The organism is Kosakonia pseudosacchari (genome assembly GCF_015167415.1).
Taxonomy (GTDB): Bacteria; Pseudomonadota; Gammaproteobacteria; order Enterobacterales; family Enterobacteriaceae; genus Kosakonia; species Kosakonia pseudosacchari.
The window spans coordinates 4,475,449-4,495,186 of record NZ_CP063425.1; the positions used below are offsets into that span (position 1 = coordinate 4,475,449).

General features: G+C 54.3%; 20 protein-coding genes. 9 read left to right on the forward strand and 11 right to left on the reverse strand.

The features are described 5' to 3' along the window. Positions 1-12: 12 nt before the first annotated feature. Complete coding sequence (locus tag IP581_RS21350; protein ID WP_097399946.1) at positions 13-1,134, reverse strand: toxic anion resistance protein; 1,122 nt, start codon at positions 1,132-1,134, stop codon at positions 13-15. Positions 1,135-1,312: 178 nt separating this feature from the next. Here IP581_RS21350 and IP581_RS21355 point away from each other — a divergent pair, with 178 nt between their 5' ends. From IP581_RS21355 to IP581_RS21365, 3 genes are read left to right on the forward strand one after another with little or no spacing between them, the layout of a single operon-like run. Next, entirely contained in the window at positions 1,313-2,332 is a 1,020-nt protein-coding gene (locus IP581_RS21355; protein ID WP_193821300.1) for a hydrolase, read from the forward strand. Continuing rightward, a complete protein-coding gene (locus tag IP581_RS21360) occupies positions 2,329-2,547 on the forward strand; it encodes a YheU family protein (protein ID WP_017459872.1) in 219 nt (72 codons plus the stop codon). The genes IP581_RS21355 and IP581_RS21360 overlap by 4 nt, the downstream gene beginning before the upstream one ends. A 54-nt stretch (positions 2,548-2,601) precedes the next feature. Next, positions 2,602-3,471, forward strand: a complete 870-nt coding sequence (locus IP581_RS21365; RefSeq protein ID WP_017459871.1) for a phosphoribulokinase — start codon at positions 2,602-2,604, stop codon at positions 3,469-3,471. Between the two features lie 42 nt (positions 3,472-3,513). On the opposite strand, the gene IP581_RS21370 is transcribed toward IP581_RS21365, so the two are convergent. Next, positions 3,514-3,918, reverse strand: a complete 405-nt coding sequence (locus IP581_RS21370; RefSeq protein ID WP_086872663.1) for an OsmC family protein — start codon at positions 3,916-3,918, stop codon at positions 3,514-3,516. Positions 3,919-4,222: 304 nt separating this feature from the next. Here IP581_RS21370 and crp point away from each other — a divergent pair, with 304 nt between their 5' ends. Both crp and IP581_RS21380 read left to right on the forward strand, forming a co-directional pair. Next, positions 4,223-4,855, forward strand: coding sequence for a cAMP-activated global transcriptional regulator CRP (gene crp, locus IP581_RS21375; protein ID WP_000242758.1), 633 nt, complete (start codon positions 4,223-4,225; stop codon positions 4,853-4,855). Positions 4,856-4,901: 46 nt separating this feature from the next. Then, complete coding sequence (locus tag IP581_RS21380; RefSeq protein ID WP_193821301.1) at positions 4,902-6,980, forward strand: YccS/YhfK family putative transporter; 2,079 nt, start codon at positions 4,902-4,904, stop codon at positions 6,978-6,980. On the opposite strand, the gene argD is transcribed toward IP581_RS21380, so the two are convergent. From argD to IP581_RS21410, 6 genes are all read right to left on the reverse strand, one after another. Next, on the reverse strand, positions 6,970-8,190 hold the full coding sequence (gene argD, locus IP581_RS21385; protein ID WP_193821302.1) for a bifunctional acetylornithine/succinyldiaminopimelate transaminase: 1,221 nt from the start codon (positions 8,188-8,190) through the stop codon (positions 6,970-6,972). The genes IP581_RS21380 and argD overlap by 11 nt on opposite strands. 87 nt (positions 8,191-8,277) lie before the next feature. Further along, positions 8,278-8,841 carry an aminodeoxychorismate synthase component 2 gene (gene pabA, locus IP581_RS21390; protein ID WP_193821303.1) on the reverse strand — a complete coding sequence of 188 codons (564 nt, stop codon included), beginning with the start codon at positions 8,839-8,841 and terminating at the stop codon, positions 8,278-8,280. 31 nt (positions 8,842-8,872) lie between these two features. After that, positions 8,873-9,475, reverse strand: coding sequence for a putative adenosine monophosphate-protein transferase Fic (locus tag IP581_RS21395; protein WP_193821304.1), 603 nt, complete (start codon positions 9,473-9,475; stop codon positions 8,873-8,875). After that, complete coding sequence (locus IP581_RS21400; protein WP_017459865.1) at positions 9,465-9,635, reverse strand: YhfG family protein; 171 nt, start codon at positions 9,633-9,635, stop codon at positions 9,465-9,467. Before IP581_RS21400 ends, IP581_RS21395 begins: the two co-directional genes overlap by 11 nt. Before the next feature lie 96 nt (positions 9,636-9,731). Then, positions 9,732-10,304, reverse strand: a complete 573-nt coding sequence (gene ppiA, locus IP581_RS21405) for a peptidylprolyl isomerase A (RefSeq protein ID WP_193821305.1) — start codon at positions 10,302-10,304, stop codon at positions 9,732-9,734. 144 nt (positions 10,305-10,448) lie between these two features. Next, entirely contained in the window at positions 10,449-11,750 is a 1,302-nt protein-coding gene (locus IP581_RS21410) for a cytosine deaminase (protein ID WP_097399940.1), read from the reverse strand. Positions 11,751-11,990: 240 nt separating this feature from the next. On the opposite strand from IP581_RS21410, the gene nirB reads away from it, so the two are divergent. The 4 genes from nirB (at position 11,991) to cysG (ending at position 17,153) form a co-directional block, all read left to right on the forward strand. Further along, on the forward strand, positions 11,991-14,534 hold the full coding sequence (gene nirB, locus IP581_RS21415; RefSeq protein ID WP_193821306.1) for a nitrite reductase large subunit NirB: 2,544 nt from the start codon (positions 11,991-11,993) through the stop codon (positions 14,532-14,534). Then, entirely contained in the window at positions 14,531-14,857 is a 327-nt protein-coding gene (gene nirD, locus IP581_RS21420) for a nitrite reductase small subunit NirD (RefSeq protein WP_193821307.1), read from the forward strand. The genes nirB and nirD overlap by 4 nt, the downstream gene beginning before the upstream one ends. A 104-nt stretch (positions 14,858-14,961) precedes the next feature. After that, positions 14,962-15,771 (forward strand): nitrite transporter NirC, encoded by an 810-nt coding sequence (gene nirC, locus IP581_RS21425; RefSeq protein WP_193821308.1) that lies wholly within the window; start codon positions 14,962-14,964, stop codon positions 15,769-15,771. 17 nt (positions 15,772-15,788) lie between these two features. Then, positions 15,789-17,153, forward strand: a complete 1,365-nt coding sequence (cysG, locus tag IP581_RS21430) for a siroheme synthase CysG (RefSeq protein ID WP_193821309.1) — start codon at positions 15,789-15,791, stop codon at positions 17,151-17,153. A gap of 108 nt (positions 17,154-17,261) precedes the next feature. On the opposite strand, the gene trpS is transcribed toward cysG, so the two are convergent. From trpS to rpe, 3 genes are read right to left on the reverse strand one after another with little or no spacing between them, the layout of a single operon-like run. Next, the gene (trpS, locus tag IP581_RS21435) at positions 17,262-18,266 is read right to left on the reverse strand and encodes a tryptophan--tRNA ligase (protein ID WP_086872684.1); all 1,005 of its coding nucleotides are present in this window, start codon (positions 18,264-18,266) and stop codon (positions 17,262-17,264) included. Continuing rightward, a complete protein-coding gene (gene gph, locus IP581_RS21440; RefSeq protein WP_086872686.1) occupies positions 18,259-19,017 on the reverse strand; it encodes a phosphoglycolate phosphatase in 759 nt (252 codons plus the stop codon). Before gph ends, trpS begins: the two co-directional genes overlap by 8 nt. Further along, entirely contained in the window at positions 19,010-19,687 is a 678-nt protein-coding gene (gene rpe, locus IP581_RS21445) for a ribulose-phosphate 3-epimerase (protein ID WP_086872688.1), read from the reverse strand. The genes gph and rpe overlap by 8 nt, the downstream gene beginning before the upstream one ends. Positions 19,688-19,738 lie beyond the last annotated feature (51 nt).

Below are 19,738 nucleotides of genomic sequence, written 5' to 3' on the forward strand. Positions count from 1 at the left end.
ATTCCGTTTATCTTACGGCTGTGCGGCCTTGCTGCTGGCAATATCAGCCAGGCGAGTGCGCATTTCGTTTTCCATCGTGACCAGCTCTTTTTCTACTTCTGCACGACGCTCGCGCGCATCAGAGGCAATTTTCACTGACTCTTCAAGGGTATTGAGTAGGCGTGACTGCACGTCGCGCAGGGTTTCGATATCGACAACAGAACGCTCAACTTCTCGCGCCGTTTCCAGGGTGCCGGTTTGCAGCATTTCCGCATTGCGACGCAGCAGGTCATTGGTGGTATCAGCAACGTCTTTTTGCAGTTTCGCTGCCTGACGCTGAGTCTGAAGCGACAGTGACAGCGCGATTTGGCTCTTCCAGACAGGAATGGTGGAAAGGATGCTGCTCTGGATCTTTTCCGCCAGTGATTGGCTGTTACTTTGCATCAGACGAATTTGTGGGGCGCTTTGCATAGCGATGGTGCGCGACAACATTAAATCATGCAGACGACGTTCGAAGCGCTGGATCCCCTCCATCAGGTCGCGCAGACGCTGTGCGTTCATCGGATCAGACGCCTGAGCTTGTAATGCAGGCACTTCATTCCGTTTTATCTCATCAAGTTTTTGTTTACCGGCAATGATATGCAGCGTGATTTGCTGGAAAACATCGCGGTTACGCTCAAAGAGGATCTCCAGTACCGAGATATTACGCAGCAGATCTACCATCGCCTGGTTGAGTTTTTCGGTGATGGTATCGACTTGCTTCGCCAGCGTTTGGTACTCCAGCATGGTGCGTTCAATACGGTTAAATAGCGAACCCAGCAGCGGAAGCGAGGCAAGAAAACCCGGTTTTTGCTCAAAGTGACTGATATCGACCTGTTTGATTTTCATCAGCAAGTCGGTCAATTGCGCACCGATAACCCCCGCGTCTTTAGCGCGGACTTCTTGCATCAGCGAATCAGAGAACTGAGAGATGCTGTTCATGGTTTTCGCGCCAAAAGAGAGCGAGAACACCGGGTCGTTAATATTAATCTCGTCGACAATATTTTGGATTTGCGTCTGCTCGGCAGGCGTTAAATTTTCACTGCCGGGTAAGTCGTTAATGGTTTGGCCCAGGGATGGTGACGCGGCAAGGTCACGCGAGGTATTGTCTGTCATCTAATACATCCTCAATGATTTAAAAGCAGACGGCAGTAATCCAATGAAAGTAATAGATTTCTTAGAAAGTTATCGGGCCGACTGCAAAAGCATATACGGTACAACAGCAGCAAAGTATTAAACAGCCCATTTATTAACAAGTATAATAATCGTCTATTTACTTACGTTTATTGACAAGATGGCAGATATTACACCTGCAAATTTCCTTGAAAATCAGGGAGACTCGCTTAACTTTCATCCAATGCCAGGTGCGCGCAATCCGCATCTACAAACGATGCTGCCACGCATTTTACGTCGACGCCTACAGTTTGAACCCTGGTGGCAGCGCCTTGAGCTGCCGGATGGAGACTTTGTCGATTTGGCCTGGAGCGAAGAGCCGAATCAGGCGAAACATAAACCACGGCTGGTGGTGTTTCATGGCCTGGAGGGCAGCCTGCACAGCCCGTACGCGCACGGTCTGGTGCATGCGGCGAAGCAGCGCGGCTGGCTTGGCGTGGTGATGCATTTTCGCGGCTGTAGCGGCATTCCTAACCGTTTGAACCGTATTTATCACTCCGGCGAAACCGAAGATGGCACCTGGTTTTTGCACTGGCTGCGTAAAGAGTTTGGTTCAGCACCAACCGCAGCGGTGGGTTACTCGCTCGGCGGAAATATGCTCGGCTGTTTATTGGCAAAAGCCGATGATAGTTTGCCCGTCGACGCGGCGGTGATTGTTTCCGCGCCGCTGGTGCTGGAAGCCTGTAGTTATCATATGGATAAGGGATTTTCCCGCGTTTATCAGCGCTACTTGTTGAATTTGCTGAAAGCGAACGCCGCGCGCAAATTACGCGCTTATCCAGGTTCGCTGCCAACCACGTTGCCTGCGCTGCGTAAGCTGCGCCGTATTCGCGAGTTCGACGATCTGATCACCGCGAAAATCCACGGTTTCGCCGACGCGCTGGATTACTATCGCCGCTGCAGCGCAATGCCGGTGTTGCCGGATATTCGTAAACCAACGCTGATTATCCACGCGAAAGACGATCCGTTTATGGACAACAATGTGATCCCGGATGTCGGGCAGTTGCCCGTCAATATTCAGTATCAGTTGACGGAACACGGCGGCCACGTCGGGTTTGTCGGCGGTACGCTGCGCCGCCCGGAGATGTGGCTGGAAAAACGCATTCCTGACTGGTTATCCGCTTATCTGGAAAGACGATGATTATTCCCTGGCAAGAGATTGATGCACAGACGCTGGACAATCTGATTGAGAGCTTTGTCTTGCGCGAAGGCACTGATTATGGTGAACATGAACGTTCACTTGAGCAAAAGGTCGCCGACGTTAAACGGCAACTGCAACGCGGCGAAGCCGTACTGGTGTGGTCGGAACTGCACGAGACGGTCAACATCATGCCGCGCGGGCAGTTCCACGACTGAACAATTACATGGCGGCTGGCTATACTGAAATAATCGTTAATTCAGGGAGTTGCTATGTCCGCCAAACATCCGGTTATCGCCGTTACAGGCTCCAGCGGCGCGGGAACCACCACCACCAGCCTCGCCTTTCGTAAGATCTTCGCCCAGCTCAATATGCACGCGGCAGAAGTGGAAGGTGACAGCTTCCATCGCTATACCCGCCCGGAAATGGATATGGCTATCCGTAAGGCGCGCGATCTTGGCCGACACATCAGCTATTTTGGCCCGGAAGCCAATGATTTTGGTCTGCTGGAACAGACGTTTAGCGAATATGGCCAAACCGGCAAAGGCCAGGCGCGCAAATACCTGCATACCTACGATGAAGCCGTGCCCTGGAACCAGGTGCCGGGCACGTTTACGCCGTGGCAACCGTTGCCGGAACCGACCGATGTGCTGTTTTATGAAGGGTTGCACGGCGGCGTGGTGACGCCGCAAAACGATGTCGCGCGTCATGTGGATTTGCTGGTGGGCGTGGTGCCAATTGTTAACCTGGAGTGGATCCAAAAACTTGTCCGCGATACCAGCGAGCGCGGGCATTCGCGTGAAGCAGTAATGGATTCTGTCGTGCGTTCGATGGAGGATTACATCAATTTTATTACGCCGCAATTTTCCCGTACGCACATTAACTTCCAGCGTGTCCCTACGGTGGATACGTCTAATCCGTTCGCCGCGAAAGGTATTCCCTCACTGGACGAAAGTTTTGTGGTGATCCACTTCCGTAACCTGGAAGGGATTGATTACCCGTGGTTGCTGGCGATGCTGCAAGGCTCGTTTATTTCGCATATGGATACGCTGGTGGTGCCTGGCGGAAAAATGGGGCTGGCGATGGAGTTGATTATGACGCCGCTGGTGCAACGGCTGATGGAAGGCAAAAAGATCAAATAATGCAGAAAGCCCGGTAAGCAACACGCTGCCGGGCTTTTCGCATCAGGCTTCGATAACTTCGTAAGAGTGGGTGATGTTCACCGCTTTTTCGAGCATCAACGCCACCGAGCAATACTTCTCCGCGGATAAATCCACCGCACGGGAAACCGCCGCGTCCTTCAGCGCTTTACCGGTGACGATAAAGTGCAAATTGATGTGGGTAAACAGGCGCGGCGCTTCTTCGCGACGCTCTGAAGTCAGCTTCACTTCGCAGTCGGTCACGTCATGACGCCCTTTTTGCAAAATAGAAACCACATCGATAGCGCTACATCCGCCCGCCGCCATCAACACCATTTCCATCGGGCTTGGTGCTTTGTCGCCGGAGTTACCGTCCATCAGGATTTGGTGGCCCGAGGCGGACTCACCGAGGAACGTTAACCCTTCAACCCATTTCACACGTGCCTGCATTTTCTTCACTCCGGAGTAGCAATTTTCTTTACAGATTACGCGTACATAACAAAACTCGCAACGGAAGGCGACCTGCGTCATGCTGAAGCGAGACACCAGGAGACAGGCGGTAAAAGCTATGCTAAAACACTCTGGATGCTACAGAGATAAATGGATGTTACGCATGTATGCATGACATCATACTTTAGAGACCGCAGATGACGCTGACGGTCCACTTCCCTGGATGCGGGAAGCTTAGATTGCAACCCCAGACGTAGGGGCTCATCCTGTGTCTGAGACAGCTTATAACAGAGGATAATCGCGCATGGTGCTTGGCAAACCACAAACAGACCCGACGCTTGAATGGTTCTTGTCTCATTGCCACATTCATAAGTACCCGTCGAAGAGCACGCTGATTCACCAGGGTGAAAAAGCGGAAACGCTGTACTACATCGTTAAAGGCTCAGTGGCAGTGCTGATCAAGGACGAAGAGGGTAAAGAGATGATCCTCTCCTACCTGAACCAGGGAGATTTTATCGGTGAACTGGGCCTGTTCGAAGAGGGTCAGGAGCGCAGTGCATGGGTACGCGCTAAAACGGCTTGTGAAGTGGCTGAAATCTCGTACAAAAAATTCCGTCAGTTAATCCAGGTTAACCCGGATATCCTGATGCGTCTTTCCTCGCAAATGGCGCGTCGCCTGCAGGTCACTTCAGAAAAAGTGGGTAACCTCGCCTTCCTGGACGTAACCGGCCGTATCGCGCAAACGCTGTTAAACCTGGCGAAACAGCCAGACGCAATGACCCATCCGGACGGCATGCAAATTAAAATTACTCGCCAGGAAATTGGTCAGATCGTCGGTTGTTCCCGTGAAACAGTGGGCCGCATTCTCAAAATGCTCGAAGATCAGAACCTGATCTCCGCCCATGGTAAAACCATCGTCGTATACGGAACGCGTTAATCTGTAAAACGGCGCAGCTTACACGCTGCGTCGTTTTTCTTCCCTCATGTGGCGCAGGCTGATTTATCACCCCGAAATCAACTACGCACTGCGACAAACGCTGGTGTTATGTTTGCCTGTGGCGATTGGCCTTCTCGTTGGTCACCTGCAACAAGGTCTGCTGTTTTCCCTCGTTCCCGCCTGCTGCAACATTGCCGGGCTTGATACGCCGCATAAACGTTTTTTCAAACGCCTGATCATTGGCGGAACCTTGTTTGCAGGCAGTAGCCTGATGGTGCAATTATTGCTGGCGAAAGATCTCCCGCTGCCGCTGATCCTCACCGGACTGACGCTGGTTTTAGGCGTGACCGCCGAAATCAGTGCGCTGCATGGCCGCCTGCTTCCCGCTTCACTGATTGCCGCTATTTTTACCCTCAGCCTTGCCGGCAACATGCCGGTATGGGAACCGCTGCTTATCTATGCGCTGGGCACATTGTGGTATGGGCTGTTCAACTGGTTCTGGTTCTGGATGTGGCGCGAGCAACCGCTGCGCGAATCCCTCAGCCTGCTCTACCGGCAACTGGCAGATTACTGCGAAGCGAAATACAGCCTGCTGACGCAGCACGCCGACCCGGAAAAAGCCCTGCCGCCGTTGCTTGCCCGCCAGCAAAAAGCGGTGGATATGATAAGCCAGTGCTACCAGCAACTGCATATGCTGGCAGCCAATAAACACAACGATTACAAACGGCTACTGCGGGTTTTCCAGGTGGGGCTGGATCTGCAAGAGCACATTTCGGTGAGTTTACACCAGCCGGAAGAGGTGCAGAAACTGGTGGAACAAACCCACGCCGAACAGGTGATCCGCTGGAACGCGCAAACTGTCGCCGCTCGCTTACGTGTGCTGGCAGACGACATTCTCTATCACCGCTATCCCACGCGCTTCAACATGGATAAGCAGATCGGCGCGCTGGAAAAAATCGCCCGCCAGCATCCGGATAACCCGGTCGGTCAGTTCTGCGCCTGGCATTTTAGCCGTATCGCGCGCGTCTTGCGCACTCAACGCCCGCTCTATGCTCGCGATCTGATGGCGGAAAAGCAGCGGCGCTTGCCCCTTTTCCCGGCGCTGAAAAGCTATTTATCACTGAAATCTGCGGCGCTGCGTAATGCCGCACGGATAAGCGTCATGCTCAGCATCGCCAGCCTGATGGGCAGCGCCCTGCATTTACCGAAACCCTACTGGATCATGATGACGGTGATGTTTGTTACGCAAAACGGTTATGGCGCAACGCGCGTTCGCATTGTCCACCGGGCGGCGGGCACCATTGCGGGGCTGGTGATTGCCGGAGCTACATTGCACTTTCATGTTCCCCTCGGTTTTACGCTGGCCGCAATGCTGATGATTACGCTGGTCAGTTATCTCATTATTCGGAAAAACTACGGCTGGGCGATGGTGGGTTTTACCATTACCGCCGTCTACACCTTGCAGTTGCTGACGCTAAATGGTGAGCAGTTTATTGTCGCCCGGCTTATTGATACGTTGATTGGTTGCCTGATCGCTTTCGGCGGCATGGTCTGGCTGTGGCCGCAGTGGCAAAGTGGCTTACTGCGACAGAATGCGCACGATGCGCTGGAAACAGATCAGGAAGCGATTCGCCTGATCCTGAGCGATAATCCACAGCCAACGCCGCTTGCCTGGCAGCGTATGCGCGTAAACCAGGCACATAACGCCCTGTTCAACTCGCTAAACCAGGCGATGCAGGAACCGGGATTCAATACGCGTTATCTGGAAGATATGAAACTGTGGGTAACGCACAGCCAGTTTATCGTTGAGCATATCAATGCCATGACGACACTGGCGCGCGAACATACGATGTTGACGCCGGAACTGGCGCAACGTTATTTGCAATCCTGCGAAATAGCCCTGCAGCGCTGCCAGCAGCGGCTGGAGTATGACGGGCCGGGAGGATCCGGCGATGTGAATATTCTCGAAGCCCCGGAAACATTAACGCATGGGCCAATGAGCACGCTGGAGCAGCATTTACAGCGAATCATCGGGCATCTGAACACCATGCACACCATTTCGTCGGTAGCATGGCGTCAGCGCCCGCATCACGGCATTTGGCTCAACCGCCGCCTCAACCGTTGACCACTTTCGCCACCGCATCCGCGAAGCGCTTCATCCCTTCTTCGATATCCTGCGCGTCAATAATCAGCGAAGGCACAAAACGCATGACGTCCGGGCCGGCGTTCAGCACCATGACGCCCGCACCGGCAGCGGCGTAGAGGAAATCGCGCGCGCGGCCTTTATAGTGCGGTTTAAGCTCGGCGCCAATCAGCAGCCCCATGCCGCGAATATCGCTAAACAGGTCAAATTTCTCGCCGATTTGCTGCAAATGCTTAACGAACAGCTGACGTTTTTCATTCACGCCGCTGAGCACTTCCGGCGTGTTGATAATGTCGAATGCGGTTCCGGCGACGGCGCAGGCCAGCGGGTTGCCGCCGTAGGTGGAGCCGTGTGAACCGGCGTGGAAAACACTCGCTATGTCATGCGTGGTCAGCATGGCGCTGATAGGGAAACCGCCGCCAAGCGCTTTGGCGCTGGTCAGAATATCCGGCGTCACGCCATAGTGCATATAAGCAAACAACTCTCCGCTGCGACCCATGCCGCACTGCACTTCGTCGAACACCAGCAGGGCGTTGTGCTGATCGCACAGCTCGCGCAAACCTTTCAGGAAATCCGGCGTGGCGGCAGTAACACCGCCTTCGCCCTGAATAGGCTCTACCACTACCGCGCAAGTGTGATCGTCCATCACCGCTTTCACCGCGTGCAGATCGTTAAACGGCACATGAATGATATCCGCCGGTTTCGGGCCAAAGCCATCGGAATACTTCGGCTGACCGCCCACGCTTACGGTAAACAGCGAACGCCCATGGAAGGCATTATGGAAGGCGATGATTTTTGTTTTGTAGGGGCTATGGCGTGTAGATGCATAAAAACGCGCCAGCTTGAATGCCGTTTCGTTGGCTTCAGTACCGGAGTTCATAAACACCACACGCTCGGCAAACGTGGCGTCAATCAGTTTACGCGCCAGGCGCAGAGCAGGCTCGTTGGTAAAAACATTGCTGGTGTGCCACAGCGTTTCGCCCTGCGTTTTCAGCGTCTCCACCAGCGCCGGATGGCAGTGCCCTAGCGCAGTAACCGCAATTCCACCTGCAAAATCAACGTACTCTTTACCCTGCTGATCCCACACCCGGCTGCCTTTACCCTTTACCGGGATAAACTCGGCCGGTGCGTAAATTGGCAGAATAACGTCATCGAAGTTTGCACGCGTTACCGCGTCTTGCTGAGTTGCCATGGCTTGCCCATCCCGTTTTATGTCGCATTGATTATGAAAATATAATCACGAAATATGCATAAAAAATCAATTAATGGCAACCACAAATCAGCGTTCGAGGAAGTTTTTCAGTAACTGATGTCCTTGCTCGCTCAGGATACTTTCCGGGTGAAATTGCACCCCTTCCAGATCCCACTGACGGTGGCGAATGCCCATGATCTCGCCCGTTTCACTCCAGGCGGTAACCTCAAAACACGCCGGTAACGTAGGCGGATCGATAACCAGGGAATGGTAACGGGTGACAGTTAACGGATTATTAAGCCCGCAAAATACGCCAGTGCCGTTATGGGTGATGGGCGATGTCTTACCATGCATCACTTTTGCCGCACGAACGATAGTCGCGCCAAAAACCTGCGCTATCGCCTGATGACCAAGACAAACGCCAAGAATGGGCAATGTCCCCGCGTAATGCCGGATAACCGCCAGCGAAACGCCGGACTCATCCGGCGTGCAGGGACCGGGCGAAATAACGATTTTTTCCGGTGCCAGCGTGGCAATATCCGCAAGCCCTATCTCATCGTTACGCCGCACCTCTACGCTTGCCCCCAGCTCACAAAAATATTGATACAGGTTCCAGGTAAAGGAGTCGTAATTGTCGATAAGCAGGATCATAGCGGCCTCTGGTGTCGGAAACCGCGCTAGTTTACTCGCTTTCGACCGCTTCGCTCACCACTTTGCTGAAGATGGCGCAAAGCGGCGCTAAGTCACCCATTGCGCCCGCCTGGTTTGCGTTGCGCCACTCGTCAGGATCGATGCCGCGCCAGTCGAGCGAAAAACCCGCGTGCAGCGCCAACTGCTCGAAGAAGATGCGCTGAGCGATACCGTTGCCAAGGCGGAACGGATGCAGCACGTTGATTTCACAATAGTAGTGCGCCAGCCGCTCAATAAACGCCGATTTTTCCAGCCCGCACAGCCACTCTTCATCTTCCAGTTGCTGCATCAGGGCATTGCCCTCTTTCTCGATATACTCGAAGTGGCAAAACCGGGTGTCGCCTTCGTAAATATCCACTTCACGGATCTGCCCGGCCCAGTCGAACACGTCCTGATAAAGATGGTGGTGAATGGCGCATAAATGAGGAAGACCGCGCACCATCGGTCCAAGATCGAGTGTGGCGGCGCGTAAGGCGGTGAACTGATAAGCCGCCTGCTCCAGCTTCTGCGCCTGGCGAAGCCCCAGTTCATTGCGCATCACATTCAGGCCAGGATAGAGATACGGATCGCGCCCGTCGCCGAATTTATCGCTCATAGTGCCTCCGCAGTTCTTCAAGGCGCGCATCGGCTTCCGCGCTACTTAGCGTCACCAGTTCGCTGTCGACATTTTCCAGCCGTCGGCTGGCCTGAAAATTGGCATTGCGCTGCTGTTCCCAGAGACGGGATTTTTGCCGGTCGGTGAGTTTTTTGGCCATAGCGCCTCCCTGTTTCACATGTCGGTGCCCAAATTATAAGCAGAAATCACAGGTTACGCAGGGAAGCACGGGGTGAACACCCCGTGCGGGAGAAACTTACGGCAGCACTTTCGCGGAGAGGATAACGACTGGTTTTGACGGGACATTCTGGTAAGGCCCCACATCGTGCGTCGGTACCTGGGAGATTTTGTCGGCGACATCCATGCCTTTCACCACTTTACCAAACACCGCATAACCAAAGTCGCGCTGGCCGTGATCGAGAAAGGCGTTGTCAGCAACGTTAATAAAGAACTGGCTGGTTGCGCTGTCTTTATCGGCGGTGCGCGCCATCGCAATGGTGCCACGCGTGTTACGCAAGCCATTGTCAGCTTCGTTTTTGATCGGTGGGTTAGGCTGCTTTTGCTGCATCTGCTCGTTGAAACCACCGCCCTGCACCATAAATCCCGGGATCACACGATGAAACGTGGTGTTGTTATAGAAACCGTTATTTACGTAATCAAGGAAGTTTTTCACCGACACAGGGGCTTTCTGGTTGTTCAGCTCCAGTTCAATGTTACCGGCGGAAGTGGTGAGCAGAACATGGGGATCGCCTTTTGCCGCGAAGGCAGCAGAAGAGAAAGCAGAAAGGGCAAACACAGCCGCAACAGCCGCCAGAGTCGATTTAACCATAAGGTTTCCTTAACGAAGAGCAGTAAAGAAAGCGAGTGGCTTGATTCTAAAGAGCAGTCAGCCAGCAGGCCAGCCTTTTACTTAATTTTACGTATTTAGTAACAGATGTAACGCCAGACCGCTCACAACCCGCCATCTCCAGGGCTACATACCTGAACGATAGCGGCCAAAAAGCACCGCTTCGCCGCCGTTATCCATCTGAATCCAGCTTTGTGCGGGTTGCGTGCTGGCAATGATTCGCCCTTGTCGAATCGACCAGCGTACCGGCGACTGGCAGCGCACCGCATCAAAACCACTCTCAACGGGCAAAATAACCATGTTCGCCGGGTTACCCGTTGCAATACCGTACTGCGTTAAACCAAACGTTCTGGCGCTGTTATGGGTGATAAGACGCAGCCCATCATTAATTTGCTGGTAGCCCATCAACTGGCAAACATGCAGCCCCATATGCAGCACCTGCAACATATTCCCCGTGCCGAGCGGATACCAGGGATCAAATACATCGTCATGACCAAAGCAGACATTGATCCCCGCCGCCAGCAACTCTTTCACCCGCGTAATTCCCCGGCGCTTGGGATAATCGTCAAAGCGCCCCTGCAAGTGGATATTTACTAATGGGTTAGCGACAAAGTTGATGCCGGAAAGCTTTAACAGGCGGAACAACCGCGAGGTGTACGCGCCATTGTAAGAGTGCATCGCCGTGGTATGGCTGGCGGTGACGCGCGGGCCGATGCCCATCTTCAGCGCCAGCGCGGCAACGGTTTCGACAAAGCGCGACTGCTCATCGTCAATTTCATCACAGTGAATATCCAACGGACGGTCATATTTTTGCGCCAGTGCGAAAGCAATATGCAGCGATTCAACACCATATTCGCGGGTAAATTCAAAGTGCGGGATCGCGCCAACCACATCCGCGCCAAGCTGGAGCGCCTCTTCCAGTAATGCGGCGCCGTTGGGATAGGAGAGAATGCCTTCCTGCGGGAAAGCGACGATTTGCAGATCAACCCACGGTGCGACCTCTTCTTTTACTTCCAGCATGGCTTTCAGCGCCGTCAGCCTGGGGTCGGAAACATCAACATGAGTTCGCACATGCTGCACGCCGTTCGCCATTTGCCATTTCAATGTTTGCCAGGCGCGCGCTTTGACATCTTCATGGCTCAGCAGCGCCTTACGTTCTGCCCAGCGCTCAATGCCTTCAAACAGCGTGCCGGATTGGTTCCAGTTCGGCTCTCCGGCCGTTTGCGTAGTATCGAGGTGAATATGCGGTTCGACAAACGGCGGTAGCGCCAGCCCACCGTGCGCGTTCAATACTTCCAGGCTGTCGCTGTGTGTTTCATTCATCGGGGTAATTTCACCGAAGCGACCATTCTCAATCGCGATTTGCCATAACCCTTCGCGATCGGGTAAATGCACATTCTGAACTAACCAAACCGGTGCTGCCGACATAGTGTGACTCCCTCTGTTTCCTTCAGATAATTTGTATCAGACGCGCGTGCAAAAACCCTCTTTTTTTGTACACAAATTCTGCAAACCATAAAAGCCAGTGTTATCCGCGACTTATAAAAACCAATAAAAATCAAATATCTACCCATTAAGTGGTATGTGAAGATGTATTTGATGCACATCAATAAGCCGGGTAGCTGAATCGTTAAGGTGGGTGGTAGTAGAAAAGAAATCGAGGCAAAAATGAGCAAAGTCAAACTCGCTATTATCGGTAACGGCATGGTCGGCCACCGTTTTATTGAGGATCTCCTCGATAAAGCCGACGCCAGCCAGTTCGATATTACCGTCTTCTGTGAGGAGCCGCGTAAAGCCTACGACCGCGTCCACCTCTCTTCCTATTTTTCCCATCATACGGCTGAAGAGCTGTCGCTGGTTCGCGAAGGCTTTTACGAGAAACACGGCGTAAAAGTGCTGGTCGGCGAGCGCGCTATCACCATCAACCGTCAGGAAAAAGTGATCCACTCCAGCGCCGGACGCACGGTTTATTACGACAAATTGATTATGGCTACCGGTTCCTATCCGTGGATCCCACCGATCAAAGGTTCCGAAACACAAGACTGCTTCGTTTATCGCACTATTGAAGATTTGAACGCCATTGAATCCTGTGCACGTCGTAGCCGCCGCGGGGCGGTAGTCGGTGGTGGCTTGCTCGGGCTGGAAGCGGCCGGCGCGCTGAAAAACTTAGGCGTGGAAACACACGTCATTGAGTTTGCGCCAATGCTGATGGCAGAACAGCTCGACCAGATGGGCGGCGAGCAACTGAAGCGCAAAATCGAAAGCATGGGCGTGCGCGTGCACACCAGCAAAAACACCAAAGAGATTGTGCAGGAAGGCACTGAAGCGCGTAAAACCATGCGTTTCGCCGACGGTAGCGAGCTGGAAGTCGACTTTATCGTATTCTCCACCGGTATTCGCCCGCGTGACAAACTGGCGACCCAGTGCGGCCTGGACGTAGCGCAGCGCGGCGGCATTATGATCAACGATAGCTGCCAGACCTCCGATCCTGATATCTATGCCATCGGCGAGTGCGCCAGCTGGAATAATCGCGTGTATGGTCTGGTCGCGCCGGGTTACAAAATGGCGCAGGTGGCAGTGGATCATATCCTCGGCACCACCAACGCCTTTGAAGGTGCAGACCTCAGCGCCAAACTGAAACTGCTCGGCGTCGATGTTGGTGGTATCGGCGACGCACATGGCCGCACGCCAGGCGCGCGTAGCTATGTCTATCTCGACGAAAGCAAAGAAGTCTACAAACGCCTGATTGTCAGCCCGGATAACAAAACTCTGCTCGGCGCGGTGCTGGTGGGCGATACCAGCGATTTCGGCAACCTGCTGCAACTGGTGCTGAACGCCATCGAGTTGCCGGAGAATCCGGACGCGCTGATCCTGCCGGCCCATGCGGCCGGCGGTAAACCCTCTATCGGCGTGGATAAGCTGCCGGACAGCGCGCAGATCTGCTCCTGCTTCGACGTCACCAAAGGCGACCTGATTGCCGCGATTAACAAAGGCTGTCACACCGTTGCCGCCCTGAAAGCCGAGACCAAAGCCGGCACTGGCTGTGGCGGTTGTATCCCGCTGGTGACGCAGGTGCTGAACGCTGAACTGGCGAAACAGGGCATCGAAGTAACCAATAATCTGTGTGAGCACTTTGCTTACTCTCGCCAGGAGCTGTACCACCTGATCCGCGTCGAAGGCATCAAATCTTTCGACGAACTGCTGGCAAAATATGGCAAAGGTTATGGTTGCGAAGTGTGTAAACCGACCGTCGGTTCCCTGCTGGCGTCCTGCTGGAATGAGTACATCCTGAAACCGCAGCACACGCCGTTGCAGGATACCAACGACAACTTCCTCGCCAACATCCAGAAAGATGGGACCTATTCCGTGATCCCGCGCTCCGCGGGCGGCGAAATCACCCCGGAAGGGCTGATGGAAGTGGGCCGTATCGCCCGTGAATTCAATCTCTACACCAAAATCACCGGTTCTCAGCGTATCGGCCTGTTCGGCGCGCAAAAAGACGATCTGCCGGAAATCTGGCGTCAGCTGATTAACGCGGGTTTTGAAACTGGCCATGCCTACGCCAAAGCGCTGCGTATGGCGAAAACCTGTGTCGGTTCGACCTGGTGCCGTTACGGTGTCGGCGACAGCGTGGGCTTCGGCGTTGAGCTGGAAAACCGCTACAAAGGCATCCGTACTCCGCACAAAATGAAGTTCGGCGTCTCTGGCTGTACCCGCGAATGCGCCGAAGCGCAGGGTAAAGACGTGGGGATTATCGCCACGGAAAAAGGCTGGAACCTGTATGTATGCGGTAACGGCGGCATGAAACCGCGCCACGCGGATCTGCTGGCGGCGGATCTCGATCGCGAAACCCTGCTGCACTATCTCGATCGCTTTATGATGTTCTACATCCGTACCGCCGACAAACTGACGCGTACCGCCTCCTGGCTCGACAGCATGGAAGGCGGCATCGACTACCTGAAGAGCGTGATTATCGACGACAAACTGGGCTTTGACGCGCAGCTTGAAGAAGAGATGACCCGCCTGCGTGAAGCAGTAGTCTGCGAGTGGACAGAGACGGTGAACACGCCTTCCGCGCAGCTTCGCTTCAAACACTTTATCAACAGCGACCGCCGCGATCCGAACGTGCAGGTAGTGCCAGAGCGTGCGCAACATCGCCCGGCAACGCCGTATGAACGTATCCCGGTGGTGTTAGTGGAGGAAAACGCATGAGCCAGTGGAACACAGTCTGCAACATCGATGACATCATCCCTGCGACCGGCGTATGCGCATTGGTGAAAGGTCAGCAAATCGCGATTTTTCGCCCGCGCCATGATGACCAGGTGTATGCCATCAGCAACATCGACCCGTTTTTTGAGTCCAGCGTGCTGTCTCGCGGTCTTATCGCTGAACATCAGGGCGAGTTATGGGTTGCCAGCCCGCTGAAAAAACAGCGCTTCCGCCTGCGCGACGGCGTATGCATGGAAGATGAAAGCCGCTCTGTCGCGCATTTCGATGCGCGCGTGAAAGACGGCGAAGTACAAATTAAAGCGTAATACCCCTGCGGGGGCGCAATGTCCCCGCTGTTTCGCTGTTTCACTTTTTCGTTTTCATTTTTTCCTTTTAAACATTTTCTTTTTAACTTTGGATAATCAACATTATGTTTACCGACACGATTAATAAGTGCGCGGCTAACGCTGCGCGTATCGCTCGCCTCTCTGCACAAAATCCGCTGGGTTTCTGGATAAGTTCCGCCATGGCGGGCGCTTATGTTGGCCTCGGCATTATCCTGATTTTCACGCTCGGCAACCTGCTTGATCCGGCGTTGCGCCCGCTGGTGATGGGCGCAACCTTTGGCATTGCCTTAACACTGGTGATTATCGCCGGTTCTGAGCTTTTTACCGGCCACACCATGTTTCTGACGCTGGGCGTCAAAGCGGGCACTATTCGCCACGGGCAAATGTGGTCTATTTTGCCGCAAACCTGGCTCGGTAATTTGCTCGGCTCAGTGTTTGTCGCGCTGCTTTACAACTGGGGCGGCGGCAGTTTATTACCCGTAGATACGAGCCTGGTGCACGCGGTCGCGCTAGCCAAAACCAGTGCGCCCGCAACGGTGCTGTTCTTTAAGGGCGCGCTGTGTAACTGGCTGGTATGCCTGGCTATCTGGATGGCAATCCGTACCGAAGGCGCGGCAAAATTCCTCGCTATCTGGTGGTGTCTGCTGGCGTTCATCGCCTCGGGTTACGAACACTCCATCGCCAATATGACGCTCTTTGCGCTCTCCTGGTTCGGCCATCACAGCGAGGCGTATACCCTCTCCGGGATTGGGCATAACCTGTTGTGGGTAACGCTTGGCAATACCTTCTCTGGCGCGGTATTTATGGGGTTAGGTTACTGGTATGCTACGCCAAAATCTGAGCGTCCTTCTGCGGTCACCCGCGTGGCAAGCCAGGCTACAGCGAATAACTAAAATGATGAGGTAATGTCGTGGACCATTTGCCAATTTTTTGCCAGCTACGCGATCGCCAGTGCCTGCTTGTCGGTGGTGGCGATGTCGCAGAACGTAAAGCCCGGCTGTTAATGGATGCGGGTGCACGGCTTACCGTCAACGCGCTCACCTTTGCTCCTCAGTTCACCGTGTGGGCTGCAGAAGGCATGTTGACGCTGGTTGAAGGCGAATTTAGCGAAACGCTGTTAGACGCGTGCTGGCTGGCGATTGCCGCAACGGACGACGAAGCAGTAAATCAGCGTGTCAGCGATGCGGCGGAGCAGCGCCGAATCTTCTGCAACGTTGTGGATGCGCCCAAACAGGCAAGTTTTATCATGCCGTCAATCATTGACCGCTCACCGTTGATGGTAGCAGTCTCTTCCGGTGGCACATCGCCGGTGCTGGCGCGTTTGCTGCGTGAAAAACTGGAATCATTGCTGCCGCAGCATCTTGGTCATATCGCTCATTTCGCGGGCACGTTACGCAGCCGGGTCAAAAAGCAGTTCGCCAGCATGAGCGAGCGCCGCCGTTTCTGGGAAAAATTGTTCGTCAATGACCGACTGGCGCAATCGCTGGCGAACGAGGATACAGCAGCCGTGGAAAAAATGACCGAGCAGCTGCTGGCTGAGCCGCTGGATAACCGTGGTGAAGTGGTGCTGGTTGGTGCGGGGCCTGGCGACGCCGGGCTGCTGACCTTAAAAGGTTTGCAGCAGATCCAGCAAGCCGATGTGGTGGTTTACGACCGGCTGGTTTCCGATGAGATTATGAATCTGGTGCGCCGCGACGCTGACCGGGTATTTGTTGGCAAACGCGCGGGCTATCACTGCGTGCCGCAGGAGGAGATCAACCAGATCCTGCTGCGCGAAGCGCAAAGCGGTAAACGCGTTGTCCGGCTCAAGGGCGGCGATCCGTTTATTTTCGGGCGCGGCGGTGAAGAGCTGGAAACGCTCTGCCACGCAGACATTCCTTTTTCGGTGGTGCCGGGGATTACGGCGGCATCGGGCTGTTCAGCTTACTCCGGCATTCCGCTAACCCATCGCGATTATGCGCAAAGCGTGCGGCTGGTGACGGGCCACCTGAAAACCGGTGGCGAGCTGGACTGGGCCAATCTGGCTGCGGAAAAGCAAACGCTGGTGTTCTATATGGGACTGAATCAGGCGGCAACGATTCAGGCACAACTCATAGCGCATGGAATGCAGGCGGATATGCCGGTGGCGCTGGTTGAGAACGGCACCTCGGTGCAGCAGAAAGTCGTCAGTGGCGCGTTGTCGCAGTTGGGCGAACTGGCACAGCAGGTGCAAAGCCCGGCGCTGATCATTGTTGGTCGCGTGGTGGGGCTGCGCGATAAGCTCAAATGGTTCTAAAAACAGAAAAAGGGCAGGTAAAACCTGCCCTTTTTATTGTCTAAAAACCCCAGGCTGGCTGAGGGTTTAAGACGACGTTCAGCGATAAAGCGCTTTTAAGGTCTGCGATTACGGTTTAGCGACGAAACCAATCGCTTCGTAGACTTTCTTCAGGGTTTCCGACGCACGCGCGCTGGCTTTTTCCGCGCCGTCTTTCATCACCTGCTGCAGGAAGGCTTCGTCATTGCGATAGCGATGATAACGCTCTTGCAGCTCGGTCAGCATGCCGGAGACGGCATCCGCCACTTCGCCTTTCAGATGACCGTACATTTTGCCTTCAAAGTGCTGTTCCAGCTCCGCAATGCTCTGCCCGGTTACCGCAGAGAGAATATCCAGCAGGTTAGAGACGCCCGCTTTGTTGGCGATGTCGTAACGCACTACTGGCGGCTCGTCGGAGTCGGTAACGGCGCGTTTGATTTTTTTCACCACCGATTTCGGATCTTCCAGCAGGCCGATAACGTTGTTGCGGTTATCGTCCGATTTTGACATCTTCTTGGTCGGCTCCAGCAGCGACATCACGCGCGCGCCGGATTTCGGAATGAACGGCTCAGGCACTTTGAAGATATCGCCATAGATGGCGTTGAAACGCTGGGCGATATCGCGGCTCAGCTCCAGATGCTGTTTCTGGTCTTCACCCACCGGCACCTGGTTGGTTTGGTACAGCAGAATGTCTGCCGCCATCAGCACCGGGTAATCAAACAGACCGGCGTTGATGTTTTCCGCATAGCGTGCGGATTTGTCTTTGAACTGGGTCATGCGGCTCAGTTCACCGAAATAGGTGTAGCAGTTCAGCGCCCAGCCAAGCTGCGCATGCTCTGGCACATGGGACTGAACGAAGATGGTGCTTTTTTGCGGATCGATGCCGCACGCCAGGTAAAGTGCCAGCGTGTCCAGCGTCGCCTTGCGCAGCGCTTGCGGATCCTGGCGCACGGTAATCGCGTGCTGGTCAACGATGCAGTAGATACAGTGATAGTCGTCCTGCATGTTCACCCACTGACGCAGCGCACCCATATAGTTGCCAATGGTTAATTCACCTGAGGGCTGTGCGCCACTAAAGACGATGGGCTTAGTCATTTTTCATTTCCTGATTTTCACTGTGCGAAAGCCCGAGTGCGGGCAGTAAATCTTTGAAGTGATCGAACACGTAATCCGGCTCGCTGGCGGTAATCGCTTCGCCGTAGTTATAACCGTAGGTCAGACCAACAGAAGCGCTACCTGCCGCCTTAGCGGCCAGGATGTCATTACGCGAATCACCCACGAAGAGCAACTCATGAGGTTGAATATTGAGCTTTTTGCACACCAGAAGCAACGGTTCCGGGTGCGGCTTTTTGTTCACCACGTCATCGCCGCCGACCACAAACGTGAAGTATTGCGCAATACCCAGCGCCTCCAGCAGCGGTGCCACGAACGGTGTCGGCTTATTGGTCACCAGCGCCAACGGCAAGCCTTTGGCATGCAGAGCCGTCAGCGTCTGTTCCACGTCCGGGAACAGAAAACTGCCCTCTTCCACGGTCTCTTCGTAATAACGGTTGAACAACTTACGCAGCATGCGTATCTGCTCTTCCTGCGGAATGTCGTTATCAACGTCAGGTTTGCCCTGCGCCGCGCGCTGGCTGGTGCGCTCCTGGCGAGCCCAGTTAAACGCCCGCTCCATCAACACATCCGCGCCGTTACCAATCCATGTCACTACGCGCGCTTCGCCCGCTTGCGGCAGCTCAAGGGCATACAGCGCGCTGTCCACCGCGGCGGTCAGACCCGGCGCGCTATCCACCAGCGTACCGTCGAGATCAAAAGCAATACCCTGAATCGACTGCATTTTATTCATGACTTACCTTTGCCAGTTCATTACGCATTTCATCAATAACCTGTTTGTAATCCGGTTTATCGAAAATCGCCGAACCCGCGACAAACATATCCGCGCCCGCTGCGGCGATGTCGCCGATGTTGCTCACCTTAACGCCGCCGTCGACTTCGAGACGGATATCAAAGCCTGAGGCATCAATGCGACGACGCACTTCACGCAGCTTATCCAGCGTGTGTGGAATAAAAGACTGGCCGCCAAAACCGGGGTTTACCGACATCAGCAGGATCACGTCCAGTTTGTCCATCACATAATCCAGGTAGCTGAGCGGTGTTGCCGGGTTAAACACCAGCCCCGCTTTACAGCCATGTTCTTTGATGAGCTGCAGGGAGCGATCAACGTGTTCGGACGCTTCGGGATGAAAGGTGATAATGCTGGCACCAGCGGCGGCGAAATCCGGGATCAGCCGATCAACCGGTTTCACCATCAGATGAACATCTATAGGCGCGGTGATGCCATAATTGCGCAGCGCTTTGAGCACCATCGGGCCAATGGTCAAATTCGGCACGTAATGGTTATCCATCACGTCGAAATGCACCACATCACCACCCGCAGCCAGTACGGCGGCGGTATCTTCGCCCAGGCGAGCAAAATCAGCCGACAAAATCGAGGGGGCAATCAAATACTGTTTCATCCGCATCTCCTTGAGAAAGTAGGGTTCGGCAGGCAGCGCGGTGAATGCGAA

Coding starts and splice junctions, on each gene's coding strand:
- IP581_RS21410 (WP_097399940.1), bottom strand. CDS start 11,750: ATGTCGGCAGCACCGGTTTGGTTAGTTCAGAATGTGCATTTACCCGAT.
- IP581_RS21370 (WP_086872663.1), bottom strand. CDS start 3,918: ATGCAGGCACGTGTGAAATGGGTTGAAGGGTTAACGTTCCTCGGTGAG.
- gph (WP_086872686.1), bottom strand. CDS start 19,017: ATGAATAAAATGCAGTCGATTCAGGGTATTGCTTTTGATCTCGACGGT.
- IP581_RS21360 (WP_017459872.1), top strand. CDS start 2,329: ATGATTATTCCCTGGCAAGAGATTGATGCACAGACGCTGGACAATCTG.
- IP581_RS21355 (WP_193821300.1), top strand. CDS start 1,313: ATGGCAGATATTACACCTGCAAATTTCCTTGAAAATCAGGGAGACTCG.
- crp (WP_000242758.1), top strand. CDS start 4,223: ATGGTGCTTGGCAAACCACAAACAGACCCGACGCTTGAATGGTTCTTG.
- nirC (WP_193821308.1), top strand. CDS start 14,962: ATGTTTACCGACACGATTAATAAGTGCGCGGCTAACGCTGCGCGTATC.
- IP581_RS21395 (WP_193821304.1), bottom strand. CDS start 9,475: ATGAGCGATAAATTCGGCGACGGGCGCGATCCGTATCTCTATCCTGGC.
- trpS (WP_086872684.1), bottom strand. CDS start 18,266: ATGACTAAGCCCATCGTCTTTAGTGGCGCACAGCCCTCAGGTGAATTA.
- nirD (WP_193821307.1), top strand. CDS start 14,531: ATGAGCCAGTGGAACACAGTCTGCAACATCGATGACATCATCCCTGCG.
- IP581_RS21350 (WP_097399946.1), bottom strand. CDS start 1,134: ATGACAGACAATACCTCGCGTGACCTTGCCGCGTCACCATCCCTGGGC.
- ppiA (WP_193821305.1), bottom strand. CDS start 10,304: ATGGTTAAATCGACTCTGGCGGCTGTTGCGGCTGTGTTTGCCCTTTCT.
- pabA (WP_193821303.1), bottom strand. CDS start 8,841: ATGATCCTGCTTATCGACAATTACGACTCCTTTACCTGGAACCTGTAT.
- IP581_RS21365 (WP_017459871.1), top strand. CDS start 2,602: ATGTCCGCCAAACATCCGGTTATCGCCGTTACAGGCTCCAGCGGCGCG.
- IP581_RS21380 (WP_193821301.1), top strand. CDS start 4,902: ATGTGGCGCAGGCTGATTTATCACCCCGAAATCAACTACGCACTGCGA.
- nirB (WP_193821306.1), top strand. CDS start 11,991: ATGAGCAAAGTCAAACTCGCTATTATCGGTAACGGCATGGTCGGCCAC.
- rpe (WP_086872688.1), bottom strand. CDS start 19,687: ATGAAACAGTATTTGATTGCCCCCTCGATTTTGTCGGCTGATTTTGCT.
- IP581_RS21400 (WP_017459865.1), bottom strand. CDS start 9,635: ATGGCCAAAAAACTCACCGACCGGCAAAAATCCCGTCTCTGGGAACAG.
- argD (WP_193821302.1), bottom strand. CDS start 8,190: ATGGCAACTCAGCAAGACGCGGTAACGCGTGCAAACTTCGATGACGTT.